This is a genomic window from Pseudoneobacillus rhizolycopersici (genome assembly GCF_054786815.1).
The window spans coordinates 1-12,774 of sequence record NZ_JBTOOE010000043.1; the positions used below are offsets into that span (position 1 = coordinate 1).

General features: G+C 38.7%; 13 protein-coding genes. 8 read left to right on the top strand and 5 right to left on the bottom strand.

Annotated features, from left to right (window positions below; genetic code table 11):
- The first annotated feature begins 477 nt into the window (after positions 1-477).
- Entirely contained in the window at positions 478-984 is a 507-nt protein-coding gene (locus tag ACX9YW_RS22295) for a DoxX family protein (RefSeq protein ID WP_460350778.1), read from the top strand.
- Between the two features lie 162 nt (positions 985-1,146).
- Positions 1,147-1,299, top strand: a complete 153-nt coding sequence (locus ACX9YW_RS22300; protein ID WP_460350780.1) for a hypothetical protein — start codon at positions 1,147-1,149, stop codon at positions 1,297-1,299.
- A 182-nt stretch (positions 1,300-1,481) separates the two neighbouring features.
- On the opposite strand, the gene ACX9YW_RS22305 is transcribed toward ACX9YW_RS22300, so the two are convergent.
- Positions 1,482-2,369, bottom strand: coding sequence for a sulfite exporter TauE/SafE family protein (locus ACX9YW_RS22305; RefSeq protein ID WP_460350782.1), 888 nt, complete (start codon positions 2,367-2,369; stop codon positions 1,482-1,484).
- A 178-nt stretch (positions 2,370-2,547) separates the two neighbouring features.
- Here ACX9YW_RS22305 and ACX9YW_RS22310 point away from each other — a divergent pair, with 178 nt between their 5' ends.
- Both ACX9YW_RS22310 and ACX9YW_RS22315 read left to right on the top strand, forming a co-directional pair.
- Positions 2,548-2,964, top strand: a complete 417-nt coding sequence (locus tag ACX9YW_RS22310) for an RrF2 family transcriptional regulator (RefSeq protein ID WP_460350784.1) — start codon at positions 2,548-2,550, stop codon at positions 2,962-2,964.
- A gap of 369 nt (positions 2,965-3,333) precedes the next feature.
- Positions 3,334-4,626 (top strand): nucleobase:cation symporter-2 family protein, encoded by a 1,293-nt coding sequence (locus tag ACX9YW_RS22315; protein ID WP_460350786.1) that lies wholly within the window; start codon positions 3,334-3,336, stop codon positions 4,624-4,626.
- Between the two features lie 66 nt (positions 4,627-4,692).
- On the opposite strand, the gene ACX9YW_RS22320 is transcribed toward ACX9YW_RS22315, so the two are convergent.
- From ACX9YW_RS22320 to ACX9YW_RS22330, 3 genes are all read right to left on the bottom strand, one after another.
- Positions 4,693-5,472 (bottom strand): LysM peptidoglycan-binding domain-containing protein, encoded by a 780-nt coding sequence (locus ACX9YW_RS22320; protein ID WP_460350788.1) that lies wholly within the window; start codon positions 5,470-5,472, stop codon positions 4,693-4,695.
- 166 nt (positions 5,473-5,638) lie between these two features.
- Complete coding sequence (locus ACX9YW_RS22325) at positions 5,639-6,007, bottom strand: YybH family protein (RefSeq protein WP_460350790.1); 369 nt, start codon at positions 6,005-6,007, stop codon at positions 5,639-5,641.
- Positions 6,008-6,085: 78 nt separating this feature from the next.
- The gene (locus tag ACX9YW_RS22330; protein WP_460350792.1) at positions 6,086-6,769 is read right to left on the bottom strand and encodes a VOC family protein; all 684 of its coding nucleotides are present in this window, start codon (positions 6,767-6,769) and stop codon (positions 6,086-6,088) included.
- Positions 6,770-7,099: 330 nt separating this feature from the next.
- Between ACX9YW_RS22330 and ACX9YW_RS22335 the strand changes: the two genes are divergently transcribed.
- On the top strand, positions 7,100-7,426 hold the full coding sequence (locus ACX9YW_RS22335) for a hypothetical protein (protein WP_460350794.1): 327 nt from the start codon (positions 7,100-7,102) through the stop codon (positions 7,424-7,426).
- A 256-nt stretch (positions 7,427-7,682) separates the two neighbouring features.
- On the opposite strand, the gene ACX9YW_RS22340 is transcribed toward ACX9YW_RS22335, so the two are convergent.
- Positions 7,683-8,747, bottom strand: a complete 1,065-nt coding sequence (locus ACX9YW_RS22340) for an alpha/beta hydrolase family protein (protein WP_460350796.1) — start codon at positions 8,745-8,747, stop codon at positions 7,683-7,685.
- Positions 8,748-9,004: 257 nt separating this feature from the next.
- Here ACX9YW_RS22340 and ACX9YW_RS22345 point away from each other — a divergent pair, with 257 nt between their 5' ends.
- From ACX9YW_RS22345 to ACX9YW_RS22355, 3 genes are all read left to right on the top strand, one after another.
- Positions 9,005-9,703 carry a response regulator transcription factor gene (locus ACX9YW_RS22345; protein WP_460350798.1) on the top strand — a complete coding sequence of 233 codons (699 nt, stop codon included), beginning with the start codon at positions 9,005-9,007 and terminating at the stop codon, positions 9,701-9,703.
- A complete protein-coding gene (locus ACX9YW_RS22350) occupies positions 9,700-11,190 on the top strand; it encodes a sensor histidine kinase (RefSeq protein WP_460350800.1) in 1,491 nt (496 codons plus the stop codon). The genes ACX9YW_RS22345 and ACX9YW_RS22350 overlap by 4 nt, the downstream gene beginning before the upstream one ends.
- Positions 11,191-11,256: 66 nt before the next feature.
- Positions 11,257-12,387 (top strand): hypothetical protein, encoded by a 1,131-nt coding sequence (locus ACX9YW_RS22355; protein ID WP_460350802.1) that lies wholly within the window; start codon positions 11,257-11,259, stop codon positions 12,385-12,387.
- The last annotated feature ends 387 nt before the right edge of the window (positions 12,388-12,774 follow it).

Below are 12,774 nucleotides of genomic sequence, written 5' to 3' on the forward strand. Positions count from 1 at the left end.
AGCCGCCTCATTCGGACTCGGGTTGGCTTTTTTGACCTTGTGCTGTCCGAATAGCTACCTGATTCGGACTCGGGTTGGCTTTTTTGATCTTGTGCTGTCCGAATAGCCGCCTTATTCGGACTCGGGTTGGCTTTTTTAGCCTGGTCCTGTCCGAATTGCCACCCGATTCGGACTCGGGGTGGCTTTTTTGACCTTCTGCTGTCCGTACTACCTACCAGTTCGGACTCCTTTTCCCTTTCTTCGCCTACTTCTGTCCGAACTGATAACCAGTTTGGACTTCATTCCCTTAATTCTCCTTACCCTGTCTGAATCCCACCCGATTCCTCTTGAATACCATCTGTTCAATGTTTTGCCATAATGTTTTTACGGATTTGTGAAGGATTCTAATACCCCCACATTGTTTAATCAATTTCTTGTATATTGATAGTGTAATCATTCATTAATTCAAAAATATCCTTTGAGAGGAAGTTGATTCATATGTTAGTGAACTTTTTAAGAAATAATAAAATTGCAGCCGCACTTTTTACATTACTTCGAATTTATTTGGGCTATGCTTGGTTAAATGCAGGGATTCATAAGTTAACTGGTGGGTTTGATGCAAGTGGATTTTTAAAAGGGGCGGTGGCCAATCCGGTAACTGGTCCAGATGGAATTGTGTATGGTGGCTGGGTAAGTTTCCTTGAAAGCTTCGCGATTCCTAATGCTGATCTGTTCAATGTATTAATTCCTGTGGGTGAAACTTTAGTCGGTTTAGGTTTAATTCTTGGATGCTTAACTTCTGCGGCCGCTTTCTTCGGGGTAGTGATGAACTTTAGCTTCTTGTTATCTGGTACTGTATCTCATAACCCAACTGATATCCTGATGGGTGTACTGATTATGGTTGGCGGTTACAACGCTGGTGTGTTCGGACTTGACCGTTATGTCGTTCCATTTTTCAAAAAGAGATTTGGTAAAGAAGTGAAAGCTAATAAAATAGTCGCTTAGCGTAATGCATGAAAAAAAGGGTTGATTCCGCTGAATCAACCCTTTTTTATTCAATATGACAACTAAAGTGTACTATATTCCTTAGCCGTGCTGGCCGGATAAGGCTTATCTGAATAGATTTATTTTAAATATAAATAATACCATTAATGGGAGGTGGATATATTGCCAAAAGAGAACACGAAATTAACCAATTCGATTCAATATAGTATTTGGGAAACAAAAACGAATGAAAATCAACCAGGTATTGCTCATGGATCCGCGAAATCCGCTGAAGAAATGGCACTTGAATCAAACAAACCTGGCAAACAAGTATAGGTAGTTTATTAGTTTTACCAACGCTACTGGGCAAAAAATGTGATATAATGGAATTCCTTGGCAGGGGCAATAATTATATAAGAAAAATGGTAAGCAGGGTTCATGTCATCACGAACCCTGCTTTTCTTGTGCTCCTAGGAATTGCGTTAGGACTTTTTTTGCCCATTAAAGAATTTCCCTAATTAATCCAATAGCTGTTTACTATGGTAGCTAGTTTTCTTTATTTTCCACAATACGTTTCCGATTGCGATGATCCATAGGATTCCAAGGGCTAGATAGGTATATAGACTTGCTATTTGTGAAATATTTAAAGCCCCTAATAAAGTCCTAATATTGGTAATAATGATTATCCCACCTACAAGAGTTCCTAAGAGGTTCGTCGGAATAATCTTAACTAACCAAGCTGCGATGGGGGCAGCGATGAGACCACCGATCATTAAGGCAATCACCCATTGATAATGGATATTGGACCAGCCTAGTGTAATTAGAAAACCGATTGTCGATGACACAGCAATGGCAAATTCACTTGTATCGACGGAGCCAATTACCTTTCTTGGCTCCATCTTATTACCCGTTATTAAGACCGGTGTGGCAATTGGCCCCCATCCCCCACCGCCTGTGGCATCAAAAAATCCAGCAATAAAACCTAGTGGTATGAACTGCTTCTTCGTCCATTTCTTACTGGATGTTGTTTGTTGGGGGTTAAATTTGAAAAGAAAACGGTAGATGACAAAAACACCTAGAGTTAATAAGAAAATTGATACATAAGGCTTAATAATATCCCCTGGAATGCTACCTAAAAATAAAGCGCCTAAAAATGCACCAATGGAGCCGGGGATAATCAATTTATATACAACTTGTTTATCGACATTCCCAAACCGAATATGTGAAACGCCTGATGCGGCTGTTGTGACAACTTCCGCCATATGAACCGACGCTGAAGCCATAGCTGGAGCAATTCCGAACATCAGTAATAAGGATGTGGAGGTGACGCCGTAGGCCATCCCTAAAGACCCATCTACTAATTGGGCGGCTAACCCTATGAAGGCAAGAATAACTAATCTCCTCAAATTTCTCTCTCCTTTTTATCAAAATCCTGAATAGACTAGTATGGAATCGAAAATTTAGTAATTGTCGACTAATCTAATCAAGTTTCTAACATACGTTATGACGTTTTCTTTGGGTGGGTTCAACTTTTGGTAAAAAAAGGCATATGCCTAGAAGTTTTTAAAAAGGAGAGGTGTGTGAATGAAGGTTTCGAGTAGGGGGGAATATGCACTACGAGCGCTTATTTGTCTAGGGGCGGCTCATAATAGATTACTAACGATTCAGGAGATATCGGAAAGGACGCTTGTCCCTATCCATTATTTAGAACAGATTCTCTTGCAATTAAAAAGGAATGGGTATGTTCAAAGTAAAAGAGGTGTCAACGGAGGCTATAAACTAGCGCGAAATTCAGATGATATCACGATTGGCGAAGTGATTCGAAACCTAGAAGGACCACTTGCACCGATGGGATGTGTCAGTGTTACCTCCTATGAAAGTTGCCCTTTAGAAGCTGGATGTTTACTCAAACCCTTATGGGCCCTTATACGAGATAAAATTGCTGAATTGCTAGATCATACAACGCTGCATGACTTACTAGAGGGGAATATTTCCAATTAACAGGAAAGAGATTATCCAAATAGGGTTTGTATTCGGATAAGAAGAAAAAATGTGTCATTGAGTCCAAACTAGGTGACAGTTCGGACTGCTTAAGGCTAAAATAAATTAATCGAGTTCGAACTGCGGAAGGTACAAAATAACAAAATAGTCCAAATCAGGTGGTTCCCTACCAGCGCTTTTCTAAACTATAAATTTTCTGAATTTTTTGTAATATATGTAATGAATCGTTGTTTTTTTCATATATCTGAAGTGTAGGACATGGATAGTTGACTATATTGGGACCTTGTTAACCTGATGAAAAAGGAGGGTAGCGTATTTTAGATGGTCAAAAAGGAAAATACATTTTTCTAATTGGAAGGTGAAAGAAGCATGAGTCAAAATCACTTCAAAACAGCTTCATTAGGAATTCAACATGTTTTAGCCATGTATGCCGGAGCCGTCATTGTGCCTTTAATTGTCGGCGGTGCTCTTAAATTATCAGTTGAACAATTAACGTATTTAGTGTCCGTTGATATCCTTATGTGCGGGATTGCCACCTTATTACAGGTATGGCGTAACCGTTTCTTTGGTATTGGACTTCCTGTCGTTCTTGGCTGTACCTTCACTGCTGTTGGACCAATGATCGCCATTGGTGGTCAATATGGTATTTCAGCCATTTATGGAGCGATTCTTGTTTCTGGAATTTTTGTTCTCATTGTTGCAAAATACTTCGGATTGCTCGTTCGTTTTTTTCCTCCCGTTGTTACCGGATCTGTTGTAAGCGTTATCGGGATTACCCTCATTCCAGTCGCGATGAATAATATGGCTGGCGGGGTTGGGAGTGCTGATTACGGTTCGGTCGAAAATATCACTCTTGCTTTTGGGACTTTATTATTCATCCTCATTCTTTTTAGATTCTTCAAAGGGTTTATTCGTTCAGTAGCCATTCTGCTAGGTATAATTGGAGGTACCATTGTCTCTTCCTTTTTGGGTAAGGTGAATTTTAGTGCTGTTGGAGAGGCATCATGGTTTCATCTGCCACAGCCATTTTATTTTGGAATGCCCACTTTTGAGGTAGCCGCTATTTTAACAATGATATTAGTTGCCATTGTTAGCCTTGTTGAATCAACAGGCGTCTATTTCGCCCTTTCCGACATTGTAGGAAAAAAAGTGAATGAAAAAGATTTATCAAATGGTTATCGTGCAGAAGGATTGGCCATCGTTTTAGGTGCCATTGTGAATGCTTTCCCGTACACAACTTACTCGCAAAACGTTGGATTAGTCCAATTATCAGGCGTAAAGACAAAGAATGTGATTTATACTGCTGGTGTCTTTCTCGTATTACTTGGGCTTGTTCCCAAAATTGGAGCTTTAACAACCATTATTCCCGCTCCTGTTCTTGGGGGTGCAATGGTCGCCATGTTTGGTATGGTAGTCGCCTATGGAATTAAAATGCTTAGTAAGGTGGACTTTTCCTTACAGGAAAATTTACTTGTTGTCGCTTGTGCTGTTGGGATGGGCTTAGGTGTTACCGCCGTTCCTGGCCTGTTCGCACAAATGCCGGATAGTGTAAAGATTTTGACGGATAACGGAATTGTTGTCGGTAGTTTAACCGCTATCATCTTAAATCTAGTCTTTAATGTACGATCAAAAGCAGGAAGTGGGAAGGAAGAAGTAGCTTAAACTAATGAAAAAACCGTGAAGAGAAGAATCTTCACGGTTTTTTTCTATTATGAATGATTGCCTTATTTAGTAAACCGTGATGACGGATCCGTTTTTATGAATGACGGTCACTTTTTGTCCTGATTTGTTTTGGTAATCGGTAGCCGTTCCATACGGGACTTTTAAGACGAGCGGTTCGCCATTTTGATCAAATTCCACGGTAAAGTTGTCAGCTGCACCGACGATTTCAGCTTTTGAAAAATCGAGCGAACCTGGAATGGTTAGTTTTTGACCAATAAGAACCATTTTATGATTTAATTTGTTTTCCTTTATCATATCCTCCAGCTTGACCCCAAAACGCTCTGAAATCCCCCATAATGTATCTCCAGGAGTAACGGTGTAAATTTCTTTAGGCACTCGAATCTTTTGACCAATCTTAATGTGATCCTGAACAAACTGATTTTCCTTTTTTAAATCCGTGACAGTGGTGCGGTATATTTTGGATAGATGATAAAGACTATCCCCTTTTTGAACTGTATGTTGGTAAGCATATTTCTCTTTAAGGGGGGCGACACTGTCACCCGGTACTAGCAATTGCTGACCCACGATAATTTTATCGGTTGTTAAGCCATTTGCTACCATTAATTGTTCCACACTTACTTGATGCTTTTTAGAGAGACGATACAGATTATCGTCCTTTTTGACTGTATAGTTTATGCTGCAAGCTCCTACTTTACCATTAAATAAGGCGAATGCTCCAATGGTTCCTGCTATCGAGGCAACGACCCATTTCTTATTGCGAACACTCTTTCTTTCCTTGCGCTCCTGAGCAATTCTTTGTTTTCTCTTTAATAAAGTTGTATCCACTTGTCCTACTCCCCTATGTATCTCTAGATCGTTAGTAATAGATATAGACCCTATATAAGAATTCGAAGCAAGAGAGCGTTTTATGACAGCCTTCTTAAAATATTTATTCGTTTGATGGAAGAAACACGGGGACGGTTCCTGCGTTTCCTTTTTCCATCTATCCTAATTAAGGTAGGGGACTAAGATGTTCATGAATTAATTTCCATTCATGTTCAAACTTCATGAATACATTGGTGGCATTTCCTTTTCCACTAATAGGTTTGTTATTGTGTAGTCCTTCCCAGTGGTATTGATACAAACAAGTAGCCATTGTATCGCTAATCCCTAACCATTGTACGTTGGATATCCAATACCGTTCTTCTTTTATTAGATTCCATGTATTGTTGAAATATGCTTCAATCTCACTAGTTGTCTTATACTCCTTATCTTGAAACCAATAAACGGCATTTTCTGAAAGATATTTAGCCACATTTGGAAAACCATGGGAGTTGGTTGCTTGAATATATCCCTCTAATGCTTTTTCAACATTCAACATAATGACCTCCATTCTCAAAACCGACTAACCGGTTTTTTATCTTTATTGTATATCAAATAAACCTAAACTTCCAGAGCCTTAACTAATTATCTTTGCCTCGGATTTTATCTGATAACATTCTAAGGAAATGCTGGCATTTCTATCTCCTTCAATCGTCATCTCTATTGGATATAACTCAGCGCTTTTATCACTCATAAACCATTGGCGTTTCTCTTTTACTACAATAAATAGTCCTTCTAATGCTCCGATTGTGGCAAATTCACTAGAGGCGGGACGCCACTCTGGTAATCCAAGTTCTGTTTTCAGCGTTTCTATGGACTTCATCACATTCTGAACAGGTAGCCCTATTTCATCGACACGTAGGAACTCTTCGATTGAGAATGGCCCTTCTTTATCTATGCTAGGAAGTTTATGTCTGGCAATTATTTCGACAATATTACCTGCTGGGTCATTAAAATAAATCGAATGAGCATCCCATGATACAAAGTGGATGACTTTATCCCCTTGTTCGGTTGATATTTCTGTTTTCGTATCAATCCATTCCAATGCTTCCATTAATCTGTTTTCAGGTATATTTATGGCAAAGTGATAGAATGGTAGATCATGACCGATTTCTTGTTTAAATGTTAACAAGGTTTCACCAATTTCGATTGTAAAATGAGTTTCATCTTTTGAAATAATCGGAAATCCTAGCTTATTGGTATAAAAATCAACTAAATCGTTAAGATGAGCTGTGTCAAGAACCAACTGTTTAATCTTCATTGTCTTTTCCTCCTAAGGTATCGTATTTACTAGTTCTAAATTTCCTGTTTTATGGATGATTTCCCATTCAGTTACTAGATTTTTATCAAAATAAACAAGACCTTTTATAATCAAATCATAATCTTATTTAAGTTAAATAACTTCCATATTTCTAATGATTTCCATCTACGACTTTAGTAGCATTACTGAGGCAACTACCTATACCAACTTTGAATATGGACAATATATTTTTAAAAAAATCAGCATATATTCCTTTTTATTATGTTTCCACTGTTGTAAAATTGTTTAAAGTGAATATATATATAAACAATACATTAGAAGGTGCGTGGTATGATGAATAGATTTTTAGCCATTACGGTCCTTTTGCTAATTTCTTTCTTCAGCCAAAATGTTACCTATGATTCAAAAGCTGTAAGCAATGATTATCATCACTATGTTCTGGATGACTCAAATTCGAATAATGTTATTCCGTTCGACGATAACGATCACGATAAACATAAGTTCCTTCTCATTCATGCTTTTACCATTTTAGTTACCTTCCTACTCATCACTAGGACAAATAAGTATGTATCATTCAATCATAAGAAATTCATTTTTCTAACCCCGATTTTTTATCAATCCAATTATGTGGACACAGCTCTTTTGAAGAAATCATAAATTGATTTTTCAAAGGAGGCTAATAAGGATGATGTGGATTCGCTTTGTCATGATGGGATTTTTCTCATTAACAGCTATTTCCATGCTCGGTTTTCAAGCACTTGAAATTTTCAATGCTTTTACTGACTATTTCAATCAAAAATAATCGGAGATAGGGAGTTTGTTTCCCAATATCAGAAATTAGAAGAGGATAGCCATCTTGGCTATCCTCTTTAGTTTGCCCTGGATACCCAGATCTAACCGTTTTGGATCCTCCTCAAGAAACTTCACCATCACGATTGATTAGAGATATTAGCCCCGCTTTCGTTAAAGTGCTAATCTTCTCGGGAAACTCTTGACTCTTATCCATTAAACACCCATTGAAAAAAGCTATCGTTAATTCGTTTATAGAATCATGAATCGGTTTCACTGCCTCTATTTTTCTAGTAAAAAGAATCGGAGCATCGGTAAAGGAAATGTGATTAGCGCCATGAATCTTCAGAAAATACTTTTTCCCTGTCAACGAGTCGAAAAGTGCCCGTTGTCCTAAACTGAACACCTCAGCCCCATCCGCATTCCAAATCTCCTTCATCTCTTCATAGCTTGAATAATGCTGCCTAACAGACAAAAATGGGGTAGGTACGGATTGTCCATAGGAAATGAGATGCAGGCTACCATCAAGTATGACTCCTGCTCCAATTCGTGGATCTTTTTTGGCTAATTCAAAAACAGCTGTCCCACCTAAGGAATGGCCAATCGCACCGATACTTGATAAGTTAAACTTCTGTTTCAAGACAGAATCACTTTCATTCCAATCTGATAGTGCATCGATTACACAGCTAAGATCCGCCACCCGAATATCAACCAGTTTCCTCTGCCAAGCAGAATCATTTGGCGGGATTGTTCGAACGATATCGCTTTGATAGATGACCCCTTCATCCGGAAACACCGTATATAAGGTTTCATAGGTAGACCCCACTGTTACTAAAATATAACCTTCCTTCACTAGTTGGGTGATATTAAAAAGATACAGGTCCCGATCCATTCCCATCCCTGGGGAATAGAGGATGATCGGCCTATTTGCTAGAGTCCCAGATATCGGGGCGTCCGGATAACAATGGGTGATAAAATCTTCACTTGCTCCCATGTCCCTATATCGTTTCATGATTTCATCTTCGTATGGAAAAAATAAATTAGAAAATGGAGAAGGAGTCCCCCCTTCCCAGCTTGCATCAACCTGATAAAAGATACTGATCATCAATTGTCTGTTCTCTACTAGGTTATTTAAAGGTTCGTCCCGATTCTTATCCATCACTTTTCTTACCAATCTACCTATTTTCAATAGCGAGGTCCTCCTTTTCAAAAAAATAAAAACGGTTGTTAAGGGGGAACAACCGTTTTGACAATAAGCCGTTAAGATTTTAGGAAATATTACCAGTCATTCTATATATTCATATTAACATACGAATATTTAACAAAACAAGTTGTTAAATAAACGTTTAACAAACATCAATCGCAAGATAAAGTATTCATTTTGTTTATATCTTGGCAATAATTTAGATGTAAAATAAGGAGTAAAAGAGGAAAAAGGAGCTAAAAATGGTAGATTCAAAAAAGATATTAGTCATTGAAGATGAGGAATCGATTTCCGATATTCTTTCCTATAGCTTGCGAAAAGAGGGTTATTTCGTACAATGTGCCGCCTCAGGTCAAGAAGCCTTTCAGTTATTGGATATGTTTCTTCCCGACCTTATTTTACTGGATGTCATGTTGCCGGATACCAATGGTTTTGACATTTGCAAACGGGTTGTTCAAGAACACCGCCACACTCCGATTATTATGCTGACAGCAAGAAATGACATTGTGGACAAAATTCTCGGACTCGAGCTCGGGGCGGATGATTACATCACGAAGCCTTTTGATATCAGGGAATTGCTTGTACGTATTAAAGTAGCCCTTCGGAGATTTGATCATATTGCTGTAAAAGAAAACTTTATTCGAATAAACGAATCCATTAAACTTGATCCACATTCTCGAGCCGTTTACAAACAAGATCAAGAGATTAAACTTAAACCAAAAGAATATGAGCTACTGTTGTTATTTGCCGAGCATAAAAACCGCGCCTTTTCGCGAGAGGAAATATTGGACTATGTTTGGGATATTGACTATGAGGGCGAGCTTCGTACAGTCGACGTGCATGTCCAGCGATTACGGAAAAAACTAGACTGCGAGACATTACCTTCTATTATTGAAACGGTTTTTGGCATCGGCTATAAAATGAAGGGCGATCAACGATGAGAACGAGATGGACGATTCGGAAAAAGTTTTTATTTGGTTTTTTTCTTATTTTTTCATTATCTCTCGTTTTGCTAAACCTAGTCATTAGCAATTTACTATTAAAAAATAGCGAAAACATTATTAGAAGCGATATGGAAAATATTCAAAAATACTCTCGAGAATACTTGAAACAATATTTCTTACTCGAAAATCTATCCGAAGATGCCTTTACCACTTCGGGCAATCAACTTGTCTATGAACTTAGTAAAAATCTAAAAGGGAATATCGCTCTTTATGATCAAAATGGGACGTTTTTAAATGAAGGTCTTGGTGAAAAGCAGGAATACATCATCGTCAACACGAAACCGAGTATTCTTTTAACACAAAGTAGCAAGGAAGACCTTCTTCTTGCTCTACAAAATAAAGCTGCCTTTACGATTAATACGATTGATAAATGGAAGATTGTCAACTTTTCTTATCCGCTATATATCGAGGATGACTACTATGGAATTGTCCGATTTTCAAAGGACTATACAAATTTGTTTGAATCGAATCGAACGGTATTAAAGAGTCTGACCGTATTTACATTAGCGCTTTTTGGAGCAATTTTCTTATTTTCCTATGTCCTGTCTAGTAAAATTACCAAACCATTGCTGCAATTAACCAATGCCTTTAAGGAAGTTGCAGATGGGAATTATGGATCAGAGCTAACGGTAAAGACCGGTGATGAGATTGAAGAGCTGACCGAGCGTTTTTCTGACATGAAACATCAAATTCAGCAGCAAATTGCTACCATTGAGGCTGAAAAAGAAAAAGTCGAAAGATCGGAACGGAGCCGAAGAGAGTTTTTTAACAATGTTACTCATGAATTAAAAACACCTTTAACGACCATCTCAGGCTATGCCCAAATCATTGCCGATGAAACTTTCGATGACCCTGTTTTCCTGCAAAAAGCGGCCAGTCGAATTCAAAGCGAAAGTGAACGGCTGCACGAGATGGTTGTCGAAGTCATTGAACTTTCGAAGCAACAATCGGAAAAATTAGAGCCGATCCCCTTCGATTTGGTTACCCAACAGCTATGTGAGGACATGCAGTTAAAAGCGGCCAAGTACCAAATGGACATAATTTGTCAGGTGCAATCACTTATGGTATATGGTGCGGAAAATAAATTGCGCGAACTGTTGATTAATCTATTAGATAATGCAATCAAATATGGTGATAGTCACTCGATCATTCATGTAAGCTTGAAATCTTGTGACAACATGGCCATCCTACAGATGACAAACAGAAGCCATTCGCTACATGAAAATGTCTTGTCAAACATGTTTGAACCGTTTTACCGTAGTCCTAAAACGGATAAAAATGAAAAGGGCAGCATTGGATTAGGCTTATATATCAGCAAAAAAATCATAGAAGAACATAATGGGAGCATTGACGCTCATACAAGCGGTAGTCAAATCACTTTTTCGGTAAAACTGCCTCTTTGGCAACAACTTGGCAATATCTAACCTAATTTTGGATACAACCTTTCTCTACAATGAAGTTGTAATTCAAAAACAGGAGGTCAAACAAAAATGAACATAACAAAAGGAATCATTGGTCTATCACTGGCGGTTGTCACACTTACTGGATGTGGGGTCGTTCATGGCCAAGACAAAACGGTTATCGTAAGTGATAACGTTGCCGTCAGAAGCAGTATGGATGATGCAGAGGTAGCCGTCTCGAAACCACTAGAAATTAATTTAAAAGAACGAATGACCTATAGAGAGCTACTAGGGATTTCGAATGACCAGATTTATTTTACTAAGAATGAGGGTTTATTTAAAACGGACCTTACTTCAGGGAAGTCCGTTTACATTCACGACATGCCTATCAAAGAGTTGTCAAAGGACGGTAGCAGGGCTTTATCTGTGAATAGCCAAGGGATATTTGTTTATGATGTGGAAGGGGATAAGTCGATTAAGTTAGCTGGACCGACGGACTATGATGTGACCTTTGCTGACCCAAAAGGAGAGTATATCTCCTACTTTGATTTCAATCGATCATCCTATGTGTTTATTCATACTAGTTCAACTGAAACGAAAGAAGTGGCAATGGCAAAACTTTTTACTTTAAAGGATTTTTCTTTTAATAAAGCTAGCATTCGCAATAACGCCATTTACTTGTCAGTCCATCAACCGAAAGAAGGAAATGCGATTTATAAAATAACTCCTGATAACAAGAAGGAATTAGTCCTATCATTGCCACACAAGGAGGATCAGATTGCTCGGTTTGATATCATCCATGATAATCTCTTAGTTTTTAATGGGACTTATAATGAGGAATCCGGAATTTTCTTTTATAGAATGGATAAGCAGGTGATCCATAAAGTCGTGTCTGGGGGCAAAACCTCTGAGGGAATTTGGACACCATTTTATAGTATTTCACCTGATGGTTCTAGGATGTTATTTGATGAAAGTGCACCAGAGGGCGGTAAATTTTACACCAATGTTTATATTGCCAATATTGAAGCTAATCAACTTACTAGAAGCATTCGAATTATCGAAAAGGCCGAGCTGCCTGCTGTGATTGACCTGCTTGCTTACTGGAAAGGCGATTCTTCCGCTTTCTATATCCCTAGATCAAAAAAATCAATCAGCGGCTATAGTGATGAAATAATAGAGTATCTTTCAAAGTTTGAAATTGACCAAATTAAAGCGAAATAAAGGCAGGTTATTTTGTGTAATCGTTAAAAAAGCGAAACCGAGTTCGATTAGAGATGCTCTATTCGGACTCGGTTTTGCTTTTTTGACGTCGTGCTGTCCGAATAGCGGCTTGATTCGGACTCGATTTCCTGTTTTGAGCCTTCTGCTGTCCGAATTGCCCCACTATTCGGACTCGGGTTGGCTGTTTTGAGCCTTCTGCTGTCCGAACTACCACCGGGTTCGGACTCCACTTCCCTTTTTTAGCCTTCCTCTGTCCGAACTACCACCGGGTTCGGACTCCACTTCCCTTTTTCAGCCTTCCTCTGTCCGAACTACCACCGGGTTCGGACTCCACTTCCCTTTTTCAGCCTTCCTCTGTCCGAACTACCACCGGGTTCGGACTCCACT